24 protein-coding genes are annotated in these 25,226 nt (G+C 68.0%); 9 read left to right on the forward strand and 15 right to left on the reverse strand.

What is annotated here, in order from left to right; translation table 11 throughout:
* Positions 1-25 precede the first annotated feature (25 nt).
* From B146_RS0116555 to B146_RS0116570, 4 genes are read left to right on the forward strand one after another with little or no spacing between them, the layout of a single operon-like run.
* Positions 26-835: an ABC transporter permease subunit gene (locus tag B146_RS0116555; protein WP_019997586.1), complete on the forward strand. Its 810-nt coding sequence runs from the start codon at positions 26-28 to the stop codon at positions 833-835.
* Positions 822-1,625: an ABC transporter permease gene (locus tag B146_RS0116560; protein WP_244498237.1), complete on the forward strand. Its 804-nt coding sequence runs from the start codon at positions 822-824 to the stop codon at positions 1,623-1,625. The genes B146_RS0116555 and B146_RS0116560 overlap by 14 nt, the downstream gene beginning before the upstream one ends.
* Positions 1,622-2,698, forward strand: coding sequence for an ABC transporter ATP-binding protein (locus tag B146_RS0116565; RefSeq protein ID WP_019997588.1), 1,077 nt, complete (start codon positions 1,622-1,624; stop codon positions 2,696-2,698). The genes B146_RS0116560 and B146_RS0116565 overlap by 4 nt, the downstream gene beginning before the upstream one ends.
* An 8-nt stretch (positions 2,699-2,706) precedes the next feature.
* The gene (locus tag B146_RS0116570; protein WP_019997589.1) at positions 2,707-3,528 is read left to right on the forward strand and encodes a phosphodiesterase; all 822 of its coding nucleotides are present in this window, start codon (positions 2,707-2,709) and stop codon (positions 3,526-3,528) included.
* A gap of 82 nt (positions 3,529-3,610) precedes the next feature.
* On the opposite strand, the gene B146_RS0116575 is transcribed toward B146_RS0116570, so the two are convergent.
* From B146_RS0116575 to B146_RS0116590, 4 genes are all read right to left on the reverse strand, one after another.
* The gene (locus B146_RS0116575) at positions 3,611-4,123 is read right to left on the reverse strand and encodes a hypothetical protein (RefSeq protein ID WP_051091586.1); all 513 of its coding nucleotides are present in this window, start codon (positions 4,121-4,123) and stop codon (positions 3,611-3,613) included.
* 334 nt (positions 4,124-4,457) lie between these two features.
* The gene (locus tag B146_RS0116580) at positions 4,458-5,801 is read right to left on the reverse strand and encodes an ABC1 kinase family protein (RefSeq protein ID WP_019997591.1); all 1,344 of its coding nucleotides are present in this window, start codon (positions 5,799-5,801) and stop codon (positions 4,458-4,460) included.
* Positions 5,802-5,805: 4 nt separating this feature from the next.
* Positions 5,806-6,300: a DUF427 domain-containing protein gene (locus tag B146_RS0116585; protein WP_019997592.1), complete on the reverse strand. Its 495-nt coding sequence runs from the start codon at positions 6,298-6,300 to the stop codon at positions 5,806-5,808.
* A complete protein-coding gene (locus B146_RS0116590; protein ID WP_244498238.1) occupies positions 6,297-6,821 on the reverse strand; it encodes a thiol-disulfide oxidoreductase DCC family protein in 525 nt (174 codons plus the stop codon). The genes B146_RS0116585 and B146_RS0116590 overlap by 4 nt, the downstream gene beginning before the upstream one ends.
* A gap of 380 nt (positions 6,822-7,201) precedes the next feature.
* On the opposite strand from B146_RS0116590, the gene B146_RS0116595 reads away from it, so the two are divergent.
* Genes B146_RS0116595 through B146_RS0116610 form a run of 4 tightly spaced genes read left to right on the forward strand, consistent with a single transcriptional unit; the run spans position 7,202 to position 11,079 of the window.
* Positions 7,202-8,167, forward strand: coding sequence for an ABC transporter substrate-binding protein (locus B146_RS0116595; RefSeq protein ID WP_026358681.1), 966 nt, complete (start codon positions 7,202-7,204; stop codon positions 8,165-8,167).
* Entirely contained in the window at positions 8,164-9,201 is a 1,038-nt protein-coding gene (locus B146_RS0116600; protein WP_019997595.1) for a FecCD family ABC transporter permease, read from the forward strand. Before B146_RS0116595 ends, B146_RS0116600 begins: the two co-directional genes overlap by 4 nt.
* Positions 9,198-10,238 carry a FecCD family ABC transporter permease gene (locus B146_RS0116605; RefSeq protein ID WP_019997596.1) on the forward strand — a complete coding sequence of 347 codons (1,041 nt, stop codon included), beginning with the start codon at positions 9,198-9,200 and terminating at the stop codon, positions 10,236-10,238. Before B146_RS0116600 ends, B146_RS0116605 begins: the two co-directional genes overlap by 4 nt.
* 7 nt (positions 10,239-10,245) lie before the next feature.
* The gene (locus B146_RS0116610) at positions 10,246-11,079 is read left to right on the forward strand and encodes an ABC transporter ATP-binding protein (protein WP_019997597.1); all 834 of its coding nucleotides are present in this window, start codon (positions 10,246-10,248) and stop codon (positions 11,077-11,079) included.
* Here the strand turns inward: B146_RS0116610 and B146_RS0116615 are convergent.
* The 4 genes from B146_RS0116615 to B146_RS0116625 form a co-directional block, all read right to left on the reverse strand.
* The gene (locus B146_RS0116615) at positions 11,049-12,455 is read right to left on the reverse strand and encodes an MATE family efflux transporter (RefSeq protein WP_019997598.1); all 1,407 of its coding nucleotides are present in this window, start codon (positions 12,453-12,455) and stop codon (positions 11,049-11,051) included. The genes B146_RS0116610 and B146_RS0116615 overlap by 31 nt on opposite strands.
* Positions 12,456-12,460: 5 nt before the next feature.
* Positions 12,461-13,483, reverse strand: a complete 1,023-nt coding sequence (locus B146_RS0116620) for a PLP-dependent cysteine synthase family protein (RefSeq protein WP_274532748.1) — start codon at positions 13,481-13,483, stop codon at positions 12,461-12,463.
* A 179-nt stretch (positions 13,484-13,662) separates the two neighbouring features.
* Positions 13,663-14,250: a CoA transferase gene (locus B146_RS30295; protein WP_081631015.1), complete on the reverse strand. Its 588-nt coding sequence runs from the start codon at positions 14,248-14,250 to the stop codon at positions 13,663-13,665.
* Positions 14,251-14,309: 59 nt separating this feature from the next.
* Positions 14,310-15,518, reverse strand: a complete 1,209-nt coding sequence (locus tag B146_RS0116625; protein WP_019997600.1) for an acyl-CoA dehydrogenase — start codon at positions 15,516-15,518, stop codon at positions 14,310-14,312.
* Between the two features lie 521 nt (positions 15,519-16,039).
* Between B146_RS0116625 and B146_RS0116630 the strand changes: the two genes are divergently transcribed.
* Positions 16,040-17,047, forward strand: a complete 1,008-nt coding sequence (locus tag B146_RS0116630; RefSeq protein ID WP_019997601.1) for a zinc-dependent alcohol dehydrogenase family protein — start codon at positions 16,040-16,042, stop codon at positions 17,045-17,047.
* 24 nt (positions 17,048-17,071) lie between these two features.
* Here the strand turns inward: B146_RS0116630 and B146_RS0116635 are convergent, their stop codons facing one another.
* The 7 genes from B146_RS0116635 to B146_RS0116665 all read right to left on the reverse strand — a co-directional run bounded on the left by B146_RS0116635 (position 17,072) and on the right by B146_RS0116665 (position 24,672).
* The gene (locus B146_RS0116635; protein ID WP_019997602.1) at positions 17,072-17,797 is read right to left on the reverse strand and encodes an SDR family oxidoreductase; all 726 of its coding nucleotides are present in this window, start codon (positions 17,795-17,797) and stop codon (positions 17,072-17,074) included.
* Positions 17,798-17,829: 32 nt separating this feature from the next.
* Complete coding sequence (locus tag B146_RS0116640) at positions 17,830-19,461, reverse strand: FGGY-family carbohydrate kinase (protein ID WP_019997603.1); 1,632 nt, start codon at positions 19,459-19,461, stop codon at positions 17,830-17,832.
* A 32-nt stretch (positions 19,462-19,493) separates the two neighbouring features.
* Complete coding sequence (locus B146_RS0116645) at positions 19,494-20,225, reverse strand: SDR family oxidoreductase (protein WP_019997604.1); 732 nt, start codon at positions 20,223-20,225, stop codon at positions 19,494-19,496.
* 35 nt (positions 20,226-20,260) lie between these two features.
* Positions 20,261-21,232, reverse strand: a complete 972-nt coding sequence (locus B146_RS0116650) for an ABC transporter permease (protein ID WP_019997605.1) — start codon at positions 21,230-21,232, stop codon at positions 20,261-20,263.
* Positions 21,222-22,724: a sugar ABC transporter ATP-binding protein gene (locus tag B146_RS0116655; protein ID WP_019997606.1), complete on the reverse strand. Its 1,503-nt coding sequence runs from the start codon at positions 22,722-22,724 to the stop codon at positions 21,222-21,224. The genes B146_RS0116650 and B146_RS0116655 overlap by 11 nt, the downstream gene beginning before the upstream one ends.
* 54 nt (positions 22,725-22,778) lie before the next feature.
* Positions 22,779-23,696 carry an ABC transporter substrate-binding protein gene (locus B146_RS0116660; RefSeq protein ID WP_019997607.1) on the reverse strand — a complete coding sequence of 306 codons (918 nt, stop codon included), beginning with the start codon at positions 23,694-23,696 and terminating at the stop codon, positions 22,779-22,781.
* A 94-nt stretch (positions 23,697-23,790) separates the two neighbouring features.
* Entirely contained in the window at positions 23,791-24,672 is an 882-nt protein-coding gene (locus tag B146_RS0116665; protein ID WP_019997608.1) for an AraC family transcriptional regulator, read from the reverse strand.
* Between the last annotated feature and the right edge of the window lie 554 nt (positions 24,673-25,226).

The following is a 25,226-nucleotide window of genomic DNA, read 5'->3' on the forward strand; positions in this document are numbered from 1 at the left end:
TCCCCCGCACACCGTCCGACACGCCATGCGAACCCTTCGATTCGACCTTCTCCTGCTCCTGCCGCTCGCGATCTTCGCCCTCGCCTTCCTCCTGATCCCGCTGGCCTATCTCGCGGTGGAGGCGGCCGGCGGCGCGCGCGGGCCGGCGGCGTTCCTCGCCATCCTCACCGAGCCGCGATACCGCGAGAGCCTCCTCGCGACGCTCGCCCTCGCGCTCGTCACCACGGCGGCGACGCTGGCGGTCGCCACGATCGCCGCGCAGACGCTCGCCAACCGGCGGTTTCCCGGTCGCGGACTGCTCCTCTCGCTGCTCGCCTTTCCCCTCGCCTTCCCCGGCGTCGTGGTGGCCTTTCTCGTCATCCTGCTGGGCGGGCGGCTCGGCCTCGTCGGCAGCGTGAGCCGGGCGCTGACCGGCACGAACGTCGTCTTCGCCTATTCGCTCGTCGGTCTCTTCCTCGGCTATCTCTACTTCTCCGTGCCGCGCGTCCTGCTGACCGTGCTCGCGGCCGCCGAGAAGCTCGACCCGTCGCTCGTCGAGGCGGCCCGCTCGCTCGGTGCCGGGCCGCTCGCCATCCAGCGCGACGTCGTGCTCCCCGCGCTTTTTCCCGCCATGTATGCCGGCGGAGCGCTGTGCTTCGCCACGGCCATGGGCGCCTTCGGCACCGCCTTCACGCTGGCGACGCGCGTCGATGTCGTGCCCATGCTGATCTACACCGAGTTCACGCTCGCCACGAACGCCTCGATGGCCGCCGCGCTCTCCATCACCCTCGGCCTCATCACCTGGGCCGCCTTGGCGCTGGCCCGAACGGGAGCGCTCCGCGATGCCTCGCTCTGACATGCGCTGGACGACGCTGGCCGGCATCCTCGTCACCGCTCTCCTCGTCCTGTTCCTCGTGCTCCCGGTCGCGTTGTCGGCGATCGCCGGCCTCAGCGTCAGCTATGCGCGCGGTTTCGACGCCGGGTTCACGCTGCGATGGGTCGGCGAGGTCTGGAGCCTTTATTCCGATACGATGCTGCGCAGCCTGGCGGTCGCCGGCATGACGCTGGCGGCGACGCTCGCGATCGGGGTTCCGGGTGCCTACGCGCTGGCCCGGCGTGGCGGCCGGCTGGCGCGGGTGGTGGAAGAGATCGTCACCCTTCCCGTCGCGATCCCCGGCCTCGCGCTCGCCCTCGGGCTGCTCTTCGCCTATGGCAGCTTCGCCGCGTTCCGGCAGTCGACGATCTTCCTCGTCGTCGGACACACGCTCTTCACCCTGCCCTTCATGATGCGGGCGGTCGGCGCGACGCTGGAGACGATCGACTGGCGCGTTCTGGACGAAGGGGCCGCAAGCCTCGGCGCCTCGGCGTCCCGCCGCTTCCTCGACGTGGTGCTGCCCAACATCCGGCCCGGGGTCCTCGCCGGCGCGCTCACCGTGGTCACCCTGTCGATCGGCGAGTTCAACCTGTCCTGGATGCTGCACACCCCCCTGACCAAGACGCTGCCCGTCGGCCTCGCGGACGCCTATGCGTCGATGCGGCTGGAGATCGCGTCCGCCTACACGCTCGTGTTCCTCCTGATGATCGTTCCCCTTCTCGTCGGTCTCCAATTCGCGGCGGGCCTCAGTGAAAGGCGCTTCGCCCGATGACCCATCCCTCCCGAGACGGCCTGCACGGCACCGCCGTGTCCATCCGTTCGCTCACCAAGACCTTCCAGGGCGCTCCGGCCCTGGCGGGGATCGACATCGAGATTCCCGCCGGCGAGATCCTGACCCTTCTCGGCCCGTCCGGCTGCGGCAAGACCACGCTGCTGCGCATCATCGCGGGGCTGGAGCGGCCGGACGGGCCGGACATGGTCCGCTTCGACGGCGAGGACGTCTCGCATGTGCCGATCGAGCGGCGTCAGGTCGGCATGGTGTTCCAGTCCTATGCCCTGTTTCCCAACATGACCGTCGCCGAGAACGTCGCCTACGGGCTCAAGGTGCGGCGGGTCCCGGAACCTGAGCGCGAGCGCGAGGCCCGTCGCCTCATGGAGGTCGTCGGCATCTCCGATCTGGCGAACCGACGCATCTCGCAGGTGTCCGGCGGCCAGCGCCAGCGCATCGCGCTGGCCCGCGCCCTCGCCATCCGGCCGCGCATCCTGCTGCTCGACGAGCCGCTGTCCGCGCTCGACGCGGTGCTGCGCGAGCGCCTGCGCGCCGAGATCGGCGAGCTCCTGCGCGAGGTCGGCATCACGGCGGTCTACGTCACGCACGACCAGGCCGAGGCCATGGCGATCGGCGACCGGATCGCCGTCATGGAGAAGGGGCGGATTTCGCAGATCGGCGCGCCCCGCGACATCTACCAGCACCCCGCCAACCCCTTCGTCGCCCGCTTCGTCGGCACGATGAACCGGATCGACGCGGCCGTCGCGAACGGCGCCTTGCGGGCGGGCGACGGCGAGACCTGGCTCTCGATGCCGCGCGGCGGCGACGACCGGGCGACGACCGTCTGGTTCCGGCCGGAAGCGCTGAGGCCGACCGCGGCCGCCGGCCCGCAGATCCGCGCGCGCATCGCCGCGGCCAGCTTCCTCGGCCCGACGCAGCGGCTCGCCGTCACCATCGGCGGGGGAACGCAGACGATCCTCGTCGACCTCCCCGCCTCGCCCCCCCTCGCGCCCGGCGGGATCGTCGAGCTCGCGCTCGATCCCGCCGACCTCTTCGAATACGACCGACAGGCCTGATCCCACCGATGCTCATCGCCCAGATTTCCGATCTCCACGTCCGCCCCGCCGGCCAACTCGCCTACGGCGTCAGCGAGACCAACCCGTTCCTGGAGCGGGCCGTCCACGCGCTCCTGCGCCTCGACCCCGCGCCCGACTGCGTCCTCGTGACCGGCGACATCACGGATTGCGGCCTTGCGGAGGAATACGCCATCGCCGCCGCCCTCCTCGCCCGCCTGCCCTGCCCGGTCTACTGCATCCCCGGCAACCATGACCGACGCGAGCCCTTTCGCGCCGCCTTCGCCCCGGCCGGCTATCTCCCCGCCGCGGGCGCGCTGAACTACGTCGTCGACCGCGGCCGGGTGCGCATCGTCGCGCTCGACAGCCTCGTGCCCGGCGAAAGCGGCGGGGCCTTGAGCCCGGCGACGCTCGCCTTCCTCCGTGCGGCGCTCGACGACGCGCCCGACCGGCCGACGCTGGTGATGCTCCATCACCCGCCCTTCGAGACCGGGATCGCCCATATGGACCGCGTCACGCTGACAGCGGGCCGCGACGGACTGGAGGCGATCGTCTCGGCGCATCCCCAGGTCGAGCGCGTCCTGTGCGGACATGTCCATCGATCGATCCAGACCCGGTTCGCCGGAACGATCGCGCAGTCCGCCCCCTCGGTCGCCCATCAGGTGGCCTTCGACCTGCGAGCGGACGGCGCGTCGTGCTTCGTCCTGGAGCCGCCGGCCTTTCTCGTTCACCGCCTCGGCGAGGCCGGTGTCGTGACGCACGAGGTCGAGGTCGATCGCGCGCCGGGACCGTTCCCGTTCGTGCTGCCGGCCGACTACCCCGGACGCCGCTGATCCGTCAGCCGTGCCAGCTTGGCTGGAGCCCTCGGAACAGCGACGTCTCGGGACGATGAAAGGGGACGTCGCGTCCGCTCGGTCAGCGGACTTTCCGGCTCCGCTCGAGCACAGGTCGATGTCCGGCTTCGTCGAAAGCGCCGGACACGGCGCCCTTTTCATTGGGCACCGGATTCATGCCTTCGTTCGCCGTCCGGTCGACGGGCCAGCCCGGATAAGGTTCCGCATTCTGGCGCTTCAAGTCGAGGGCACGTCGGGCGTTGGCACGCAGATCGCTTCGCGCCGCCTTCGCCTTGCGGCGCGCGCTCTCCTTGTTGGCCCGCTTCAGCGCGGCGGCAAGAAGTTCCCCTTTGCCGGTGGACCCCGTGTTGTCGGCGGCGGGGCGCTGCCCCGAAGGAGCCGCCTTGCCCCGCATCTCGCGCCGCTGCCGCCGCGCTATGCCCTGGGCACGGTCGCGCGTATCGCGCAGCCGGCGCACGAGATCGCCGAGTTCGGCTTCTTCCAGTTGCCCCAAGCCGGGATGTCGCGCGCGCTCCACAAGGTCGAGTTCATCCTTCGAGAGCAATCGCTGTTCGTGACGTCGCGTCCGGGCCATTTGACCTCCTGTTTCCAAGTATACGCCTCCCAAACTCGTCCGCGCGGACGGAGTTGCGGCACGTGGAGTTGAACAGGCTTCAAGATGGGTCAAAGAACATCACGGTTCCGCCATCTCGAAACCTGGTCGGAGCAGCGCGGCGTTCCACTCCCCTCTGCTGCATCGTTCCCGGCAAATACTGGCCGAAAGCCCTTCCCTTTCTCGAGCCTCGATCGCGACGCTGCCATTGCACCATCATTCGCGAGAACCGATCGGTCATAAGGCAACTTTCTGCTGGCGGAGTAGCGGCGCCCAAGCATTGGAAACGTGGCGGTGCGAGCGGGTGGTTCGATCGTCAGAGCCCGCCTGGGCCCATGCCGACATGCGCGGCGACCATCGATCGCACGTCGACCCGTGCCTCAAGGCGCGCCGCGAGGAGCGCGATGCCGCTGATCTTGCGCTGAACGAAGAGCGTGTCGGTCGGCGGCACGTGCCAGGTCTCGCGGTCGCCCGCCACCGTGGCGGCCTGATCGCGGACGAGGGCGAGGACGCGCCGGTCGGTAAAATCGAACGGGCCCGCCTTCGAAGCCTCGCTCACGATGAGCCCGATCATGCGATCGATCAGAACCTCGTGCCGCCGGACGGCGGCCTCGCCGAGGAAACCCGCATCCATCGCGGCCTTCTTCACCGCTCCGCCGTCGCCGGAAAGGCCGGCCGCCAAAAGCGTGCGATAGGCCTGCGCCGTCGCCGCCGAGACCGGGCGCGTCGCGCCGAAGTCGAGAAGCACGATCTTTCCTGTCGCAGGCTGGTATCGGAAATTCGCGAAATTGGGATCGGTCTGCATCACCCGCAAGCGGAAGAGTTCGTCGAGAACGAGTTCGATCAGGAGGGCCGCGATGCGATCGCGCTCGGCCTGCGGCGCGCCGACCATGTCCTCGACCGGCACGCTCTCGACGAAGGACATGGCGAGGACCTTGTCGGTCGTGAAGTCCGGCGCCAGGGTCGGCACCACGAAGGCGTCGCGATCGGCCAGGAGACGCCCGTAGGCCTCCATCTGGGCACCCTCGCGCCGATAGTCGGTCTCCTCGTGCAGTTGCGCCTTCGCCTCGGCCAGGAGAGGCGCGATGTCGAGTCTGGCGGGCAGGAGACCGGACATGCGCAGGAGCGTCGCGACATTGTCGACATCGGCGTCGATGCTGCCGCGAACGCCGGGATACTGGACCTTGATCGCCAGCTCGCGTCCGTCGAGCGTCATGGCCCGGTGGACCTGACCGATGGAGGCCGCGGCGATGGGTCGGTCGTCGAACCGCTGGAAGCGGATGCGCCACTCGCGCCCCCATTCGGCAGCGAGCATGCGCTGGAGCTGAACCGGCGGCATGGGATCGGCCGAAGCCCGAAGCCGGGCCATGAGCTGGGCGAGTTCGGGGGGCAGCGCGTCGCCCGCGTCCATCGAGATCATCTGCCCGAGCTTCATCGCCGCACCGCGTAGGTGCGACAGGCGGTCGGCGACCCGGAGCAGGTTGCCGGGCGTCAGCAGCATGTCGCGCATGGCCGGGCGCTCGCCGTCCGCGAGGCGCCGAGCGCCCTCGACGAGCATCCCGCCCGCAAGCCCGCCGGCGAGCCGTCCGAACTGCCCGAGCCGCGACAGGCGACCGCTCGGCACCGGGCGCCCCTTCGCGCCGTCCCCTCGTTCGCTCATGGCCTCACCATCCCGCGCTGCCGGCGTCACCCTTGAATGGGCCTGCAAAACTGTCGGTGATCCAGCCGCCGTAGAACGTGCCGGGCTGCGGCGTCACGATCTGCCCGTCGACCGAGCAGCGGTCGAACGGTCGCGCATAGAAGGCGACGTGATCCGTCAGGAGGACGAAGGCGGGCGTCGGCGAAGGGTAACTCCATCCGACCCGCTCGATCACCTCGCCGTCCACCACGACGTCCCAGTAGACCGCCGCACCCTTCCATTCGCAGAAGGAGCTGCCTTCGGCCCGGCGCAGAATGCCGGGTTCGATATCCTCTCGGGGAATGTAATAGCTGGGCGGATGGCTGGTCTCGAGCGTGCGGATCGTCCGCCGGCTGTCCGCGATCCGGCGCCCTCCATGCTCGATGACGATATGGGCGCGCGTCGGCTGGGCGATGGCGGGCCGGGGGAAGGACCAGACGCTTTCCTGTCCGGCCGCGATCGGATCGGGCTTGGGTCTCATGGGCGTTCCAGACGGCGGGCAAGCGTCTGCAGCGCGGGGCGCGCTCGCAGGAAGGCACGGTAGAGGGGCTCGAGCAGCGCCGACGCGAGCGGGCTTCGGAACGCGAGCCCGAGCGGGCGAAACATCGGAATGGCCCGCCACATGGCCGCGAAGGCTTGGGCGCCGCTGAGCAGGCGCCCGTTCTCCGACGCGTGGAAGCGGGCGAGGAGCTCACCCCGATCGAGCGGGCACGCCGCCGGCTCGGCCTGCTCGATATCCACGAAGCGGATCGCGCCGCGACGATCGAGGCGCCGCATCAGGGCGATCTCGCGTCGGCACAAGGGGCAGGATCCATCAAACCAGACCGTGAGTTCTGACATGCACAGGAGATGGGGCCGTCGATCCCGGAAGTCGCGCCCTTCAGCCTGCGGCAGATCGCGCTCGATCCGCCTTCCGCCCGCTCCCACCCGGCGCGGTGCTTCGTCACGCGACGCGGTTATCGATCGTCGCCGCCGCAAAGTGGCCACGCTGGCCGTCCGCAAGGTCGATCCATCCCCCTTCGATCGAAGACCGACCCGTTTCTTGGGATGCAGGCGCTTGGAAGGCCAGCCTCCGCGAACCTGTCCCTGATTTTGGCCGCCTTGTCCCATGATGCCGGGTCCGCGACAGCTGCGGCCGGTATGTCGACGAAACGTAACGGAAGGCCGGGCGGGCCGCGGATGTAGCCCTGTCGTGCGATCGGTGATCACGGCGAGAGGCTCGCTGTCTGGCAGGCGGATCGGAAGCACGCTTCGTCGGACGGCTGTTTGGGATGCTCACGGCCTGCGAGCACGGAACCCACTCATAAAAACATGATTGTGATTGTCATGTTATGCGGCTAAAGAGTCCCGAGTGTTGACGTTGCGAAAGAGGGCCGCCGAAAATGTGGAAATATTCTAGTCTATTGTCCGCATCGCTCATTGTCCTGTCTGTCTGCTGTCCTGCTGCGGCCGACAACAAAGCAAATCCTATCACCGACGACCGCGGCGTCAGTGTCGAAGTGCCTTCGAACCCGCAGAGTGTTGCTGCCGTCTCCTATCTGGCCGTCGATGTCGGGCTGGCCTTGGGTGTCGCTCCCGGCCATTTCGCCGTGACCTACATGACCAAGGGCCGCGATCCCGATTTTCTCCTGGGGCTGACGAAGGAGATGAAATCGCTCGGCCAGCGCGCCAAGCCCAATCTCGAATTGGTGAACGAAGCCAAGCCCGATCTGATCGTCGCGATGAAGCGTTACACGATCGGAAACGCCGCCTCCTACGAGAAGATCGCGCCCTACCTCGCCTATAACATCGAGCGCTACGACGAGAGCTTCCGAGAGGTCGCCGATCTCGCCAAGGCGTTCGGTCAACCCGAACGCGGCGAAGCGTTGAACGCGTCCTTCAAGCAGCATCTGGCCGATTACGTCGCAAAGGCCCCCAAGACCGTTCATCCCCGCTTTCAAATCATGTGGGCGGGCGACACCCCCTTCTCCTTCCACACGGAGAACACGGCGGCGTCGATCGTCGCGGCGCTCGGGGGCGACAACATCGTCGGGCCGATGACGCAAGGCGGCCGCTTCGGCATGGAGATGAGCCTGGAAGCCATGCTGGAAAAGGACCCCGAGGTCATCTTCGTCTATGACAGCGGCCCGGATCGGCCACAGGAGAACAACCCGATCTGGAACCAGCTCTCGGCCGTCAAGAACGGGCGCGTCCACTATGTCGGCGACCAGTGGGTGGAGACGAACGGCCCGATCGCGCGCGAGATCGTTCTGCGCGAAGCCGCGCATTTCCTCTACCCCGACACGTTCCCGGCCGTGAATGTCCGGGCGGAAGCGGCCAAGATCATCCCGACCGCTCTCCAGAAATGAGCCCCCGCCGCGCCGCTTCGCCGCCGCGCGGCGATCTTCTTCTGATGCCGGTTCTGACCGGCCTCCTCCTTGCCCTCGCCGGGTTGGCGATCATCGGGGGGCTGACCCTCGGCGACCGCACGCTGCCACCCGGCACCGTGATCGACGCGCTCCTGTCGAAAGCGGGCCGCGTCGATACGATCCTCGTCTGGACGTTGCGCCTGCCCCGAAGCCTTGCCGCCTTCCTGGCGGGGGCGGGGCTCGCGCTGGCGGGCTTTCTCCTGCAATCCTTGACGCGCAACCCGTTGGCGGGACCGGGCCTCACGGGCGTCACGTCGGGTGCGGTGGCCCCGATCGTCGCTGCCTTCGTGTTCCTGCCCTCGCTCTCCTCGGTCTGGTATCCGCTGGTCGGCTTCGTCGGCGGCATGGCGGCGGCGACCGCCACCTTTCTCATCGCCTCGGGGCGGATGGCGAGCCCCTTGCATCTGGCGCTCGGCGGCATCAGCGTGTCGCTCTTCCTCCATGCCGTGACGACCTATGTCCTGCTTCTCAGCGGCCCGCAGGTTCCCTCGCTCCTGTTCTGGCTGTCCGGCGGCTTGCAGGGGCGATCCTGGCCGCATCTGGCGTCCATGGCGCCCTTCGTCGTTCTGGCGCTGGCGGGCGCGCTTTCCATCCACCGCGTTTTGGACCTTCTCTCGTTGAGCGACGGAGCGGCTATGGGCATGGGATTGCGGCTCGCCCTGTGGCGGCCGCTCGTATTGCTTCTGGCCGTGCTGCCGGTGGCCGGCATCGTGCCGGTGGCGGGCCCGATCGCCTTCATCGGTCTCGCCGCCCCCCATATCGCTCGCCTGCTCCGCCCGCCCGGATCGGGATGGGCGATCGGGCTCGCCGCCGCCATCGGCGGCTTGACGACTGTTATCGCCGACCTCGTCGCCCGCAGTCTGGCGGCCCCGCGCGAACTGCCGGTCGGACTCGTCACGGCGCTGATCGGCGGGCCGGTCTTTCTATATCTCGTTCAGCGCCCGCGCGCCCTGGCCGTCGAGGGGGAGCGATGACACCATCGGCCTCCGCGCTCCCCGCCCGTCGGCCCGCGCGCTGGCTCCTGCCGGCCTTGGCCGGCCTGACACTCATTGCGCCGCTCGTCGCGGTTCTCTTCGGGGTCGCGGACCTGCCGCTCGGCGACGTCGCGTCCGTTCTGACGGGAGGCGGCAGCGCCGAGGCGCGCTCGATCATCCTCGACATCCGCCTGCCCCGGATCGTCACCGGGATGCTGGCTGGAATACAGCTGGCGACGGCCGGTTTCCTGCTCCAGACCATCACGCGCAATCCGCTCGCCGACCCCTCGCTCATGGGGGTGTCGCAGGGTGCGACGCTCGCCGTCACCTTGTTCCTGATGATCGCGGTCTATAGTCACGATCCCGGCTCCAACACGCTGGTCGAGCTTCCCTCGTCCTGGCTTCCCGCTGTTGGAATGCTGGGCGGGCTCGCCGCCGGCGGCCTCATCACTCTCATGACGCTGCGCCATGATCTCGGCCCCCTCCGGTTGACGCTGTGCGGCGTCGCGACGGGCGCGCTGCTTCAGGCCGTGGCGCTCGGGATCGTGGCCGGCTGGGGCTCGACGCGCCTGGAAGTCCTGCTCGAATGGCTGTCGGGCAGCCTTTATGCCAGGCGATGGGAACATGCCGTGTTTCTGGCGCCCTTCACGCTCATGGGGCTGGCCGTGCTGCCGCTGATCTGGCGGCCACTCGAACTCCTGCGCTTCGAGTCCAGCGTCGCGCGCTCCTTCGGCCTTGCCTATGCCCGCGACTTCTCCTTCGTTCTCCTGGTGTCCTGCGCGCTCGCCGCCAGCGCGGTCGGCGCGGTCGGGCCGATCGTCTTCGTCGGTCTGATCGTGCCCCATCTCGCGCGCAGGCTGGCGCGCGGGCATTTCCCGCTCGTCCTGCCGCTGACGGTGGCGCTCGGCGCCAGCACCGTCACGCTCTGCGACCTTCTGGGTCGGCTCCTCGGAGGAGCCGACGAAATTCCGATCGGCGTCGTCACCGCGCTGTGCGGCGTGCCGGTGCTGATCGCACTCCTGCGTCGAATGCCATGAGGAACCCATGCCTCTCCACGCTCGCAACCTGACGGTCCGCTACGGTCAGAGAGCGGCCCTGTCCGACTTCGCGCTCAAGCTCGAACCGGGGGAGGTCCGGGCGCTGATCGGCCCCAACGGATCGGGCAAGAGCACGGCGCTACAGGCGCTGGCGGGCCTCGTTCGGGCTGCGGCCGGCGAGGTGGAGATCGAGGGCCGATCGGTCTTGGCCATGGGTCGGCGGGAACTGGCGCGTCATCTGGCCTTCCTGCCCCAGCAGCCGGTCGCACCCGACGAGATGACGGTCGGGCAGCTCGTGCGCCAAGGGCGCTTCGCTCATGTCGGCCTGTTCAGGAGCTATGGACCGGGGGACGAGGCCGCGATCGGCTGGGCGCTCGAATGCACCGGCCTTGCGCGGTTTTCCGAACGCCCGTTGAACGCCCTGTCCGGTGGCGAGCGCCAGCGAGCCTGGATTTCCGCCGCGCTCGCGCAGGAAGCGCGCATCCTGTTTCTGGACGAGCCGACGACCTTTCTCGACATCGGCTATCAGGTCGAGCTGCTCGATCTCGTTTATCGCCTCAGCCGCGAGCGCGGGGTGTCGGTGGTCATGGCGATCCACGACCTGAACCAGGCCCTGTCGGTCGCCGATCGCATCAGCGTCCTCGAAGCCGGGCGCTGCGTCTTCGACGGCGAGCCCGGCGCGCTGGCGGCGAGCGGGTTGATCGAGCGCGTGTTCCGCGTGCAGGGGCGCTTCGTGGATCTCGCCCCCGACGCGCCCCCGCATTTCGATGTCGATCTTCTCCGGCGGCAGGGCACTGTCGCTCTTGCGCCTCACGCGGCCGGGACGCCTTCCCCGTTGTGAGCCGCGGCGAGGCGGCGCAGTTCCATCGTGAAGCGCAGCCACAGGAGAAGGCTCGTCGCGGCGAAGCCGAGGCACAGGCCGAACCAGACGCCATAGGCGCCCCAGCCCGTTCCCTGCGCGCAAAGGGCCATGGCCGGAATGCCGATCAGCCAATAGCCGATCAGCGTGTTGGTGAGACCCGCCCTGGTGTTGCCGAGCCCGCGCAACAGCCCGACGCAAATGTTCTGCGAGCCCTTGAAGATCTGGTGTGCGACCGCGAACCACAGAAGCGTCGAGGCGACAGTCAGCACCGCGCCATCGCCGCGCTCGCCCAGAAAGGGCAGAAGCACGGCCTCCGGCAGGAGAATATAGACGAGGCCGATCGCGCTCATGAGCGTCAGGCTGATCGTCAGCGCCTGGAGCGCGATGCGGCCGATCTCGTCCCGCTCGCCGCGCCCGAGCGCCCGGCTGACCAGGATCGATGTGCCCTGCGAGAGACCGATATTGGCCTGATACACGATGTAGGCGAGCTGGTTGACCACGTTGGAAGCAGCCAGAGCGACCGGGCCGAACGTGCCCATGAAGAGCGAGGCGATGGAGGTGATCGCCGCTTCCGATCCGTAGGTCAGCGAGATCGGCGTCCCCATGCGCACGATGCGCATCACCGTCTCGCGGCGCGCGCGCCAGCCGTCGAGCGCCAGAAACTCCCGCATCGCCGCGTCGCGCCGGATCATCCGCAGATAGACCACAAAGTTCCAGATCTGGACGAGCGTGGTGGAGAGGCCGATGCCCGCGAGCCCGAGCTTCGGCAGGCCGAGCCAGCCGTAGATGAAGACGGCGTTGAGCAGCGCGTTGACGCCGATCGAGACCAGCGTCACGGCCAGAAGCGAGCCCGGCCGGCGCAGGCCGACGGCGAACTGGCGCAGGACGTTCATCCAGAGCATCGGCACGAGCCCCGGCGCGAGCGCGAGCATGATCGGCCGCGCCAGGGCGACGACGCCCTCGTCCTGCCCGAGAAAAGGCAGGAGATGGCCGAGCGCGACCAGAAGCAGGCCGGCAACGAGCCCCGTCGCCGTTGCGATCAACAGCGACGCGCGCAGGAGATCGCGGATCTCCTCGCGTCCCGCCGCATCGATGGCGCTCGACGCGCCGCGCTTCTCGGCGCGGCCCGCCGCGCCCGCGACGAGATTGCCGACCCCCGTCACCATGCCGACGCCCATCGTGCGAAGCTGGTTGTAGAGAAGCAGGCCGAGCCCCCCGGCCGCGACCGCGCCGAGGCCGAGAAGGCCCATCATGAGAAGATCGACCGTGGTCAGCGCGACTTGCGCGAACTGAATGCCCGCGATCGGCGCGGAAAGCCGGATGATCTCGCGGTAGCGGGATGAGGAGGTGGACATCACCGTCAGGTTCCCGTTCGCGCGTGGTCGATCGCAGCCAGACGCTGCGACTCCTCGAAAGCCGCCAGCAGGCGATGGAGGCGCTGATGCGCCGGCTCGTTCAGGAGGCCTCGCTCCATCAGCCAGGCATCGTCGTAGATTGTGTCGAGATACTTCTCGCCGGCGTCGCACACCAGCGCGACCATCGTGCTTCCCGGCTCAACCAGAGCCAGTCGCTTCAAGGCGAAGAAGATCGCCGCGCCCGCCGTTCCGCCGACGAGAAGGCCCGTGCGCCGCGCGACCACCCGCGCCGTGGTGAAGGCATCCATGTCGGACACCGTCACGCCTTCGTCGATCAGATCGTGCCGGACATTCGGCCCGACCGGGAAGCCGGCGCCCGCGCCCGCGCCCGTCTGCCAGTACTTGCCGCCGGGGCCGCCGAAGATGATCGACCCTTTCGGCTCCACGCCGATGCTGGTGACGCTCGACCCGCGCTCGCGTAAGGTACGAACGGTGCCGCAGAGCGTGCCGCCCGTTCCGACCGCGCCGACGAGATAATCGACATCCGTCGCGAGGTCGGCCAGAAGCTCGTCGGCAAGCCCGGCATAGCCGGCATTGTTGCTCGGGTTGTGATGCTGGTCGGGCCAGAACGCGCCGGTGTCGCGCGCGATCTCGCCGGCCACCCGGCGTCGCTCCACCGTGCTCGGCCCCTCGCCGCTGTCACCCACCATGATGAGCTCGGCGCCCATCGCCCTCATGGCGCGCAGCTTGTCCTTCGAGGCGTGACCATCCACCACGGCGAGGAAGCGATAGCCCCGCTCGATCGCCACGAGCGCCAGACCCGTCCCGGTATTGCCCGAGGTCGGCTCGACGATCCTCCCGCCGGGCTTCAGGGCGCCCGACCGCTCCGCCGCGAGGATCATCTCGCGCGCCATGCGGACCTTGGTGGAGCCCGTCGGGTTGAACTGTTCGAGCTTCAGGATAAGGCGGCTTCCGGCGCCCGTGCAGGTGAGTTCCATCGAGGGCGTTCGCCCGGTGAGGTTCGATATCCTCGGTTGCGATCAGGCAGGCGAGATCCAGACGGCAGCATAGCATCGGCAAATCCCTTCTCAGGCTGCGCGAAGTCGAATGATTGCTGATTTATGGGATCAAAATTCTGTCCAGGCGTTTGATAATTTCTTCGTGACCAACAGTCAACGTCTGATAGTGAAGTTTATATACTTTGGAATTATTTTATCTCTAAGTCTGGACTGTCTGTCCTGTCGTTTCGCCGCCAAGCGGAGGGATGCGGATCCCGCCAGGGAGCCCGGTCGGGATGTCGATCCGGGCGCCGCATATCTCCTGCGGCCCGCCCGCTGGCTCGCCGGCGAAGTCCATGATCCCGCATAGGCCCAGAATGAGACAATCGTAGCTCGCAGATGCGCGATCGGATCGCTCTGCCCGAACCCCGCGATGGGGCAGGAGGCGAGGCGCGGATCGAGCCGGGACAAGGGCTCGCGATCGAGCCCGAACCGCCTGACCCGCCGACCCTGAAATTCTCGATCGGGGCGTCGGCATCCTGGATGAGACCCAGAAGCCCGGCAATCTCGGCGTCCTCCGAAATCGCGGGCGATCGACCGCTTGCCCTGTCGGAAGCGTGGAAATCGGCAGCCGTGTGGTCGTGCGGGCCATCCGCCAGATCGCGCTCTCCAAACGGCCGACCCGTGCGGCACGTGTGGCCGCCGCCGGGCGCCTCGACCTCGACGACCTCGGCGCCGAGATCGAGCAGCGCCCGGCCGATCCAGGGACCGGCCAGAATGCGGGCCAGCTCGACCATCTTGTGACCCGCGAGCGAAGGCAGATCCCGGGGCGTCGCACCGTCCGTCCTCGTGCTCCTCAGAAGAAGGCCTGGAGGCCGGTGATGGCCCGGCCGAGGATCAGCGCATGGACGTCATGCGTGCCCTCGTAGGTATTGACGGTTTCGAGGTTCACCATGTGGCGGATCACCTGAAACTCTTCCGAGATGCCGTTGCCACCATGCATGTCGCGCGCCCGACGCGCGATCTCCAACGCCTTGCCGCAATTGTTGCGCTTCACGATCGAGATCATTTCGGGCGCGGCCTCGGCCTCGTCCAGAAGACGCCCGACCCGCAGGCTCGCCTGAAGGCCGAGCGAGATGTCGGTCATCATATCGGCGAGGCGAAGCTGGAAAAGCTGGGTCTGGGCCAGCGGCTTGCCGAACTGTTTGCGGTCCAGCCCGTATTGGCGCGCGGCGTGGAAGCAGAACTCGGCGGCGCCGAGCACGCCCCACGAAATCCCGTAGCGCGCCCGGTTGAGACAGCCGAACGGACCCTTTAACCCCTCCACATCGGGCAGAAGCGCATCATCGGGCACCTCCACGTCGGCCATGACGATCTCGCCGGTGATCGAGGCGCGCAGGCTCAGCTTGCCGCCGATCCTGGGCGCCGACAGACCCTTGGCTCCCTTCTCCAGAACGAAGCCGCGAATCTGGCCGCCATGCGCCTCGGATTTGGCCCAGACCACGAAGACATCGGCGATCGGCGCGTTGGANATCCAGGTCTTCGNCCCGTTCAGGACNTAGCCGCCGTCCGTCTTGCGGGCGGTGGTGCGCATGCCCGCCGGATCGGAACCGGCGTCCGGCTCGGTCAGGCCGAAGCAGCCGATCCATTCGCCGCTGGCGAGCTTGGGCAGGTAGCGTCGGCGCTGCTCTTCCGAACCGTAGGCATGGATCGGATACATGACGAGAGAGGACTGAACCGACATCATCGAGCGATAGCCCGAATCCACCCGCTCCACTTCGCGCGCGATCAGCCCGTAGGCGACATAGGACGCGCCCAGACCACCATAGTCCTCGGGAACCGTGGCACCGAGAAGACCCATCTCGCCCATCTCGCCGAATATCGCGGGGTCGGTCTTTTCCTCGCGATAGGCCTCGATGACGCGGGGCTGAAGCTTTTCCTGCGCGAAGGCGCGCGCCGCATCGCGCAACATGCGCTCTTCGCTGGTGAGTTGACTGTCCAGGCGAAACGGGTCCTCCCAGGAGAACCGGCCGAGGTCGGGCGCGTCTTTGGGCTTCAGCGGCATGAAGGGATTCCTCGAAGCATCGCGCCGGAGCGCGGAATGTAGCGCCAGCTTATGATGCGATGAGGCGAACGCGCCAATGAGTTCGGCCGGCGTAGAACAGGAGAGCGGCTCGGTGACGGATGCGGCGCGCAGCAACGCGGGCTGACGCAGAGCGCGGTCAGCGGTTGGCTCGCCCGCTGGAAGCGCGGCGTGACATCGAACTGTTCCATTGGCTGCGCAAGCGACCGGTGGTCGCCGATGCGGGACCGCCCTCGGATCGGGCACCCGGCCCTGTGTCAGGCAAGGTGCGGCGCGCAGATCGTCGCGAAGCCCGCCCGCCATCTTGGGTCAAAGGGAGGGACAGGGCGAGGCAAACGCCCACGCTTCCAGAGTGCGAATGGTTGGAAGGACGGACGAACGAGACGTGTTCATTCCCCTTGATTAGGCCTCGTCTCGGTCCGGAACACACTTTGGAGCGAACCTGCCCTATCTGCAGGGATCGTTGGCGCGTGGACCGCGCCAGATGGCAGGGAGACAGAGCGATGAAGGCGATGGCATTGCGCGCACCGGGCGGGCTCGACCAGATCAGGGCCGAGGACCGTCCCGATCCCGGCCGACCAGGCCCTGGGGATATCCGCGTCGTCCTTCACGGCGCGTCCTTGAACTACCACGACCTGGCCGTCGCGACCGGTCGGTCGAAGACGGCGGACGGGCGCATTCTCCTAGCCGACGGAGCGGGGCTCGTCGAAAGCGTCGGCGAGGGCGTCACCGAATTCGCGCCGGGGGACATGGTCGTCTCCTGCTTCTTCCCCGATTGGCAGGACGGTGCGCCGACAATCGGCGATTTCGCCCGTACGCCGGGCGACGGCATCGATGGTTTCGCGCAGGAGACCGTCGTGCTTCCCGCCAGCGCGTTCACTCTCGCGCCGAAGGGCTATGACGCGGTGGAGGCGGCGACCCTCACGACCGCCGGCTTGACGGCCTGGCGCGCGCTCGTGGGCGACGCTCGTCTCAAGGCGGGCGACACGGTGCTCCTTCTTGGCACGGGCGGCGTCTCGATCTGGGCGCTGCAGATCGCGAAGATGTTCGGCGCGAGCGTGGCCATCACGTCGTCTTCGGACGAGAAGCTCGAGCGCGCCCGTTCGATGGGCGCCGACTTCACGTTGAACTACCGGGCCGAGCCGGAGTGGGGGCGCCGGGTTCGGGACTGGACAGGCGGAAAGGGTGTCGACCACGTCGTCGAGGTCGGTGGGCCTAGAACCCTCGCGCAGTCGATCGAGGCCGTGCGGATCGGCGGGCATATCGCGCTGATCGGCGTTCTCACAGGCTTTTCGGGCGAAATCCCCACCGGGCTGTTCATGGCGAAACAGGCCCGGCTGCAAGGACTGATCGTCGGAAGTCGTCGGCAACAGCAGGATTTCGTCCGCGCGCTGGATGCGAACGGGATCCGCCCCGTCGTCGACCGTCGCTTCGCCCTGGCGGACCTGGCGAGCGCCTTCCGGCATGAGGAGGGCGCTCACCACTTCGGGAAGATCGGCATCGAATGGTAGGGCCTCCTCCTTCGCCTCCATGCCTCAGACCGCGAGGAACCCGCCGTCGACGGGGAGAACGCTGCCGGTGATCATCCCGCTGTCGTCGCTCAGAAGAAGCGCGATGGCCGATGCGACCTCTTCGGCTTCGGCGAAGCGGTTCATCGGATGGCGAACCATCATCGGCGCGCTCTTCGTTTCGTCGCTCCAGGCCACGGCGGCAAGTTCCGTCAGCGTGATCGTCGGCGCCACGGCGTTCACACGGATGCCGTAAGGCCCGAGTTCCTTCGCCAGAACCCGTGTCGCCCCTTCCAGGCCTGCCTTGGAGGCGGCATAGGCGAGATGATTGGGAAAGCCGCGATGGCCGGCGATCGAGGTGATGTTGACGATCGAGCCGCCGCCGCCCGCCGCGATGCGCAGGCGCGCGAATTCCTGCGCAGCGATCAGCGCCGCACGCAGATTGGTGCCGAGCACGGCGTCGAGACCGGCTTCGGTCATGTCGAGCACGCTTTCCAGAACGTTGATCCCGGCACTGTTGATCAGGTGATCGCAGGGGCCCGCCTCCTGGATCGCGGCGCGCGTCGCCGCCGCATCCGTCAGATCCACCCGGATCGTCCGCGCGCCAATGGCATCGCGAAGCGTGTCGAGGTCCTGCTGGGTGCGCCCGAGCGCGACGATCTCGGCCCCGCGCGCCGCCAGAAGCTCGGCTGAGGCGCGCCCGATGCCCTTGCCGGCGCCCGTGATGATGACGCTCTTGCCGGAAAACTGCATGGAAGTGACTTTCGAAACGGAAGGGGGAGGTTTCAGGACCGCTCGGCGGCCGCGCAATCCTCGCGAATGGCGCGCGCGGTGCCCTGAAGGGCGAGAAAGGCGCGGTAGCGTGCCTCGTGCAGGGCGCGGGCCCCGGGGTCCGGCTCGCAATGCAGGCCGACCCGCGCCATGGCCGGCATGGCGGCGGCGAGATCGGCGTGAAGGCCGGCGGCCACCGCGCCGAGCATGGCCGAGCCCAGAAGCACGGGTTCGGCGCAGTCCACCATTTCCACGCTGAGACCCGTCGCATCGGCGAGGATCTGCCGCGTCAGGGGATGCGCGCCGGCCCCGCCGCTGACGCTGATCCGGCGCACCGGCGCGCCGTGGCGCTCCTGCGTTTCCACGATCTGCCGCAGCCCGTAGCCGAGGCCGCACAGGCCCGCGACATAGAGTGCCAGGAGCGACGCCGCGTCGCTCGCCATGCCGAGCCCCATCACCACGGCGCGGGCGCCGGGATCGCCGAAAGGCGCGCGGTTGCCCAGGAATTCCGGCACGACATGGACGCCGTCGGCAAGGCGCACGGCCTCGCTCGGGAACGGGACCTCGGCGAGCGCCCGGTCGGCGAGAAGATGCGCCGCCCCCTGCCCTGCCGCGTCGGCTTCGGCGGCCAGCGCGCGGCCGGCCGGATGCAGGAGCAGCAACTGGTCGATCGCCGCGCCTGCCGCCGACTGCCCACCCTCGCTCAACCAGAAGCCCGGCACCATGGCCGACTCGTAAGGTCCCCAGACGCCCGGCACGAAGACCGGGTCGCGCGTCGAGGTCATGGTGCAGGAGGAGGTGCCGAAGACATAGCCGAGACAGGCGGTCGGATCGCCCGCCCCGCCTTCCGCGCCGACCGTCGCGAGGCCCCCGGCATGGGCGTCGATCAGCCCGGCCGCAACCGCCGTGCCGGGACGAAGGCCGAGCGCCTCGGCCGCGTCCGCCGTCAGCCCGTCGCCGAGCGCCGTGCCGGGTTCCACGATCCGCGTGCCGATGCGATGGAAGCCTTCGTCCGCGAGGTCGCCGAGCCCGATCGTGCGGAAGTAGCTCTCGCTCCAGCCGCCCTCGCTGCGCACATAGGTCCATTTACAGGTCACCGTGCAGGCGGAGCGGTCGAGCGAGCCCGTGCTCTTCCAGGTCAGGAAGTCGGTGAGATCGAAGAACTGCGCGGCGCGGGCGAAGACGTCCGGCCGGTTCTCCCGCAGCCACAGGAGCTTGGGCGTCTGCATCTCGGGCGAGATACGCCCGCCGACATAGCGAAGGACCGGATGACCCATCCGGTTGATGCGCTCGGCCTGGGTCCGCGCGCGATGGTCCATCCAGACGATGACGTCGCGGTCCGGATGGACGGGGTCGCCCACCGGCAGGCCTTGCCCGTCCGCATCCAGCACTACGAGCGAGCAGGTGGCGTCGAAGCCGATGCCGACGACGGCGACCGGGTCGATGCCCGCCTCGCGAACGGCGGCGCGCGTGGCCTCGCACACGGCGCGCCAGATGTCGGCACTCCCCTGCTCGGCGATCACGCCGCCTTCGCGGTGCATCGCGATCGGGCGTTTGGCGGTGGCGAGGAGCGCACCGCGCCCGTCGAAGAGGCCGGCGCGCGTCGAGCCGGTGCCGACGTCGATTCCGATCACATAAGGGGTCATGCCGGCCCTCCGCTGCCGCTCGCCCGCCGCGCTCAGACGCGGTCGAAATTGGTTGGGAGAACGATCATATCGCGGATGGTCACGGTGCGCTTGCGCGTCAGCATGTATTCCACCGCGTCGGCGACCTCGCTCGGGTCGATGAGGCTGCCCGACTCCTTGGCCTTGCGCAGATTCTCTTCCGGCCAGTCGGCGAGCAGCGCCGAGACAACGGGACCCGGCGACACCTGCCCGACACGAACGCCATGCGGGATCATCTGTCGGCGCATGGTCTGCACGAAGCAGGTGACGGCCCATTTCGAGGAGGCGTAGACCGGCTCCCAATAGGTCGGATAGTGGCCGGCGATCGAGCAGGTGACGATGATGTCGCCGGTCTTGCGCTCCATCATGTGAGGCGCGACGGCGTGGACGTTCTTGATCACCGCGTTGACGTTGAGGTTGAGCATCCGGTCGATCGCGTCCGGCGTCGTCTCGGTCAGTTCGCCGCCGATATAGGTGCCGGCATTGCAGTAGAGAATGTCGATGTGATCGACCTTGGCGAGGATTTCGGGGACCATCGCCTCGCAGCTCGCGGGGTCGAGAAGATCGGTGACCTGCGCCACGGCGCGCTCGCCGAGCCGCGCGACGAGCGCGTTCAGGGCTGCTTCGTTGCGATCCACCATCACGACGGTCGCGCCGGCGCGCAGGAGGGTTTCGGTGGTGGCGAGGCCGATGCCGGACGCGGCACCGGTGATGACGGCGATCTGGCCGTTGAGGGAAACGGACATGGTGTCCTCCTGACAGTCTGGATGGAAGAAGCCGGTCAGCGCCACTCGCGACCGATATAGATGGCCAGCAGGATGATGCCGCCCTTGATGACGTCCTGCAGATACGGGTTGATGCCCATGAGGTTGAGGCCGTTGTTGAGGATGCCGAGCAGCACCGCGCCGATCAGCGTGCCGAGGATCAGGCCCCGTCCGCCGGCGATGGCCGTTCCGCCGAGCACCACGGCGGCGATGGCATCGAGTTCGAAGCCGACGCCGGCATTGGGCTGGCCGCTCATCAGGCGCCCGGTCAGGATCACGGATGCGAGCGCCGAGGTGAGGCCGGAGATCGCGTAGACCGCGAGCTTCACGCGCCTCGTCTTGACGCCGGACAGGCGTGCCGCCGTCTCGTTTCCGCCAAGCGCGTAGACATGGCGGCCGAAGGCCGTGCGCTGGAGCAGGAGCCAGGCCACCGCATAGATCGCGACCATGATGATCACGGGCACCGGCACGATGCCGATGCGGCCGATGCCGAACCAGGAAATCCAGCTCGGAATGCCCGAGATCGGGTAGCCGCCCGAGTAGATCAGCGCGAGGCCGCGCGCCATGCCCATCGTGGCCAGGGTCACGATGATCGCGGGCATGCGACCCCAGGCGACGAGCGCGCCGTTGAACAGGCCGATGGCGAGGCCGAGCAGGAGCCCGAGCGGCAGCGCGACGCCGGCGGGCAGGCCGGAATGGACGATCAGCCCGGCCACCAGCGTGCCGACCAGAGCCATCACCGCACCCACCGACAGGTCGATGCCGCCGGTCAGGATCACGAAGGTCATGCCGACCGCCAGCACCGCAACGATCGAGACTTGGCGCAGGACGTTGAGAATATTGGAGAGGTTGAAGAAGTTGTCGCTCGCCAGCGCCATCAGGATCGACACGACCAGAAGGCCGGCGAGCGGCAGCACGAGCGGCGAATGGATGAGGTTCCCCCAGCCGGCCAGGCGGCTTTCGGAACGCATGGGGGTTTCAAGCGACATGGTCGACCCTCCCGGTCGTGGCAAAGGTCATGATCCGCTCCGCGTTGACGTCCTCGCCCTCGACCGTGGCCACGATGCCGCCGGAGCGGAACACGCAGACGCGGTCGGACATGCCGACGACTTCGGGGAGTTCGGAGGAGATCATGATGATGGCGCGTCCCTCGGCGGCGAAGTCGCGCATCAGGGCGTAGATTTCGGCCTTGGCTCCGACATCGATGCCGCGCGTCGGCTCGTCGAAGATCAGCACCTTCATCTGGTGGTTCAGCCAGCGTGCGATGACGACCTTCTGCTGGTTGCCGCCGGACAGGGTATCGACGCGCGCATGCGGTCCTTGCGCCTTCACGCGCACCTGTTCCATCGCGCCTTGCGTCGCGGCGAGCTCCCGGCGGCGGTCGATGAACCAGTGGTTCCGGCGATACTTGCCGTAATTGTTGAGCGAGATATTCTGCAGAATGGAAAAGGAGGTGATCAGGCCCTGTTCCTTGCGGCTTTCGGGCAGGAGCCCGATCCCGCGCTCCAGCGCCTCGTCCGGCCCGCGTAGCCGCGCCTCCCGCCCCTCGATCCGAAGCCGGCACTCGGCCGCCGGATGGGCGCCGAGCATGGCGAGCACGGTTTCCGTGCGGCCGGAGCCGACGAGACCCGCAAAGCCGAGGATCTCACCGCTGCGCAGCTCGAAGCGCGACACCGGCCCACCACGCCGCAGCCGGATCGCCTCGGCGGCGATCATCACGGCCGCGTTCGGCGCGCGAGCGGGTTTGGGTGGGAAGCTCGCCTCGATGCGGCGGCCGACCATCATTTCGACCAGCCGGTCGTTGTCGATCTCGCTCACCGCGCATTCGCCGACGAAGGCCCCGTCGCGCAGCACCGTGATGCGATCGCAGATCTCGAAGATGTCCTCCAGATGGTGGGAAATGAAGACGATCGCGACGCCTTGGCGGCGCAACTCGCGCATGACCGCGAAGAGGTGCTCGGTCTCGGTCGGCGTCAGCGTCGCGGTCGGTTCGTCCAGAACCAGGATCCGCGCGTCCAGCGACAGCGCCTTGCCGATCTCGACGAATTGCTGCTGGGCGACCGAGAGCCGGTTCACCGGCACGTCGAGCGGAACGTCGACGCCGAGCCGGGCGATGACCTCGGCAGCGCGCGCGCGCATGGCGCGCCGGTCGAGAAGCCCCAGCCGCCCGCGCTTTTCGCGGGCGAGGAACATGTTCTCGACCGCGTTCATATGCGGGATCAGGCTGAATTCCTGAAAGACGATGCCGATGCCCGCGCCGATGGCCTCGTCGTAATCGGCGAACTCCCGAGGCTCGCCGTCGATGCGGATCGTGCCTTCGCTCGGCTTCAGGATGCCGCAGAGGATCTTCATCAGCGTCGACTTGCCGGCGCCGTTTTCGCCGAGCAGCGCATGAATCTCGCCACCCCGAAGGGTCAGATCGACGCCATGCAGCACTTCGATCCGGCCGAAGCTCTTCTTGATGGCGCGCAGTTCCAGCATGTTCGTGCCCTCCGAGAGACGGGTCCTCGCGCGGCGCGCGAGGACCCATGGCGATCACCAGCTGAAGTCGGCGGCGTTCTTGGCGTCCACGACGCGCACGTCGATCGGCACTTCCTTGGGCACCACGCGGGCGCCCCACTTCTGGGCCAGCGCCATGGCGAGGCCGACGCGGACCTGATCGCGCGGGAACTGCGCAGTGGTCTCGATGAACGGCGTGCCGTCCGCGATCGCCTTCACCGCTTCCGGCGCGCCGTCGACGGAGGTCAGCTTGATGTCGCGGCCCGAGCCCTGGATCGCGGCGAGAGCACCCATCGCGCCGCCGTCGTTGACCGAGAAGATGCCGGCGAGGTTGGGACGCGACTGGATCATGTTCTCCACGACGCCCAGCGCGACGGAGCGGTCCTGGCGGCCGTTCTGCGTATCGACGAGCTTCACGTCGGGGAACTCGCCGAGCGCGGCCTTGCAGCCTTCGACGCGCTGCAGGATCGGGACGACCGGGATGCCGTCGAGGATCGCGACCTCGCCCTTGCCGCCCAGCGCTTCGGCCAGGTGCTTGCAGCTCATGTAGCCCGCGTCGCGGTTCTTCGAGCCGACGAACGTGTCGACCGGGCCGTTGGCATTGGCGTCCACGGCCACGACGATCACGCCCTTGGCCTTGGCGGCGTGCACCGCCGCCTCGATGCCGGCGGAGTCGGTCGGGTTGAGGAGCAGGATGTCGATGTTCTGCTGCAGCATGTCCTCGACGTCGGAGATCTGCTTGGCGACGTCGTGGCCGGCATCGGTGACGACGACTTCGGCGCCGATGCTGCGGGCGGCCTCGTTGAGCGCTTCCTGCATGGACACGAAATAGGGGTTGTTGAGCTCCTGGAACGTCATGCCGATCTTGAGCGGCTTGGTGTCCTGGGCCTGCGCCGGCATGGCGACGGCCAGAGCCATCATGGACGCGGCGGCAAGCGTGAGTGTCTTCAGCATGTGATCCTCCCGGATGGTGGATGCGGACGCGTCCGCAGGCTTCCGGCAACCGGAGGTCGCCGAAGGGGTGAAAGACGGATCGACGGACAAGCGGTCAGTCGGCGGCGGCGAACTCCCGGTTCGCGGCGAAATTCGCCCTGAACTGCGAGGGCGACATGCCCTTGAGCTTCAGGAAATGGCGGTTGAAGTTGGAGAGGTTCGAGAAGCCGACCTCGTAGCAGATGCAGGCGATGGCCATGTCCGGCTCGGCGAGCAGCATCTGGCAGGCGAGATCGACGCGCAGCTGGTTGCGGTAGCGCACCAGGGTCGTGCCCGTGTGGCGCTTGAAGGCGCGCGAGAAGACGCTGGGGCTCTGCCCGACGATCTCGGCGAGGTCGCGCTCCTCGATCTGCCGCGTCAGATGCTCGCGCAGATGGGCAAGCGCCTTGTTGATGCCGCTGTCCTCGGTGCGCGACAGATTGGGCTCGAAGCTGAGGCTCGCCAGAACTTCGTGCTCGCCGGCGACGACGAGTTCGAGGATTTCCCAGAACAGGGCGAGGCGCCGCAGTCCCTGCGCTTCGACGAGGCGGCGCATCAGCGGCGCGACGGCCGCGCTCGTCGCGTCGTCGAACAGGAGGCCCCGACGGCTGCGCTCGAGAAGCGGACGCAGGACGCCCATTTCCTCCATCGTGGCCATGGCCTCCTCGATGAAGGCTTCCGGAAACTGGATCACGATGGAGCGAACCGGCACCAGCTCGCCTTCGGCGACGTCACTGATCCAGTTCTGCGGCAGATTGGGTCCGGTCATGATGAGCTGGCCGGGGGCGAACGTGCCGGCGAAGTCGCCGATATAGTATCGGCCGGACGTGGCCACGATCAGGTGCAATTCATATTCGGGATGGTAGTGCCAGCGCACGGTTCGGAACGGATAGCCGTGCATCCAGGCGGCGAAGGATTCGCCCTTGCGGATGTGAACCAGTTCGAGATCGGGCTGCATTGGACGTTCCTCCTCCCTGCGGGGCTGGTCTTGACGACCCGTCCGGAGCGGTTCTCCCAACCGCGCCGGCACCCTGCGGACATCAGCTAACCGCGACCGCCGTCCCGGTTCCACCACGCCTGACAAGAAACGCCGATACTTTTTTGTCTGCTGCGGCGCAAAAAATGCAGAATGGTGAGAATGAAATCCGGACGGGTGGCACCGTTGGTGCCCGAGGCGCGGTTCGCGAAGGAACATGCCGCGTTTGCCCTTCGACCAAGCGAGGAACGACGCGCGGGTGGCGAAGATCCGCCGCAACAGGGGGTATCGAGGCAACGTTCTACCGGTGGACGAACGCCTTTCCCGCTATGGAGACGGCGGAGGCCGGGCACTCGAAGCCACTCTCGGTGGAAGCCATCAGGCCGAAGCAGCCGGTCGCGAAGCTCATCCTGGGCACGACGATGGTGCAGGAGGGTGACCGCAAAAAAACGCGGCGACGTCCGTTCGACGACGCGCGGCACGTCCGGCCTTTTCAGGCGGCGTCTATGGTGTCGGAGCGCCGAGCCGATCAGGGC

This window comes from Aureimonas ureilytica DSM 18598 = NBRC 106430 (genome assembly GCF_000382705.1).
GTDB lineage: Bacteria > Pseudomonadota > Alphaproteobacteria > Rhizobiales > Rhizobiaceae > Aureimonas > Aureimonas ureilytica.

Bases quoted from the DNA above. Each gene is read 5' to 3' on its own strand.
- B146_RS0116580 (WP_019997591.1), bottom strand. From the start codon at position 5,801: ATGAGCGAACGAGGGGACGGCGCGAAGGGGCGCCCGGTGCCGAGCGGT.
- B146_RS30295 (WP_081631015.1), bottom strand. From the start codon at position 14,250: ATGGTCGAGCTGGCCCGCATTCTGGCCGGTCCCTGGATCGGCCGGGCG.
- B146_RS0116640 (WP_019997603.1), bottom strand. From the start codon at position 19,461: ATGACCCCTTATGTGATCGGAATCGACGTCGGCACCGGCTCGACGCGC.
- B146_RS0116635 (WP_019997602.1), bottom strand. From the start codon at position 17,797: ATGCAGTTTTCCGGCAAGAGCGTCATCATCACGGGCGCCGGCAAGGGC.
- B146_RS0116560 (WP_244498237.1), top strand. From the start codon at position 822: ATGCCTCGCTCTGACATGCGCTGGACGACGCTGGCCGGCATCCTCGTC.
- B146_RS0116615 (WP_019997598.1), bottom strand. From the start codon at position 12,455: ATGTCCACCTCCTCATCCCGCTACCGCGAGATCATCCGGCTTTCCGCG.
- B146_RS0116660 (WP_019997607.1), bottom strand. From the start codon at position 23,696: ATGCTGAAGACACTCACGCTTGCCGCCGCGTCCATGATGGCTCTGGCC.
- B146_RS0116630 (WP_019997601.1), top strand. From the start codon at position 16,040: ATGAAGGCGATGGCATTGCGCGCACCGGGCGGGCTCGACCAGATCAGG.
- B146_RS0116645 (WP_019997604.1), bottom strand. From the start codon at position 20,225: ATGTCCGTTTCCCTCAACGGCCAGATCGCCGTCATCACCGGTGCCGCG.
- B146_RS0116565 (WP_019997588.1), top strand. From the start codon at position 1,622: ATGACCCATCCCTCCCGAGACGGCCTGCACGGCACCGCCGTGTCCATC.
- B146_RS0116595 (WP_026358681.1), top strand. From the start codon at position 7,202: ATGTGGAAATATTCTAGTCTATTGTCCGCATCGCTCATTGTCCTGTCT.
- B146_RS0116650 (WP_019997605.1), bottom strand. From the start codon at position 21,232: ATGTCGCTTGAAACCCCCATGCGTTCCGAAAGCCGCCTGGCCGGCTGG.
- B146_RS0116610 (WP_019997597.1), top strand. From the start codon at position 10,246: ATGCCTCTCCACGCTCGCAACCTGACGGTCCGCTACGGTCAGAGAGCG.
- B146_RS0116585 (WP_019997592.1), bottom strand. From the start codon at position 6,300: ATGAGACCCAAGCCCGATCCGATCGCGGCCGGACAGGAAAGCGTCTGG.
- B146_RS0116555 (WP_019997586.1), top strand. From the start codon at position 26: ATGCGAACCCTTCGATTCGACCTTCTCCTGCTCCTGCCGCTCGCGATC.
- B146_RS0116655 (WP_019997606.1), bottom strand. From the start codon at position 22,724: ATGCTGGAACTGCGCGCCATCAAGAAGAGCTTCGGCCGGATCGAAGTG.
- B146_RS0116605 (WP_019997596.1), top strand. From the start codon at position 9,198: ATGACACCATCGGCCTCCGCGCTCCCCGCCCGTCGGCCCGCGCGCTGG.
- B146_RS0116575 (WP_051091586.1), bottom strand. From the start codon at position 4,123: ATGGCCCGGACGCGACGTCACGAACAGCGATTGCTCTCGAAGGATGAA.
- B146_RS0116600 (WP_019997595.1), top strand. From the start codon at position 8,164: ATGAGCCCCCGCCGCGCCGCTTCGCCGCCGCGCGGCGATCTTCTTCTG.
- B146_RS0116665 (WP_019997608.1), bottom strand. From the start codon at position 24,672: ATGCAGCCCGATCTCGAACTGGTTCACATCCGCAAGGGCGAATCCTTC.
- B146_RS0116570 (WP_019997589.1), top strand. From the start codon at position 2,707: ATGCTCATCGCCCAGATTTCCGATCTCCACGTCCGCCCCGCCGGCCAA.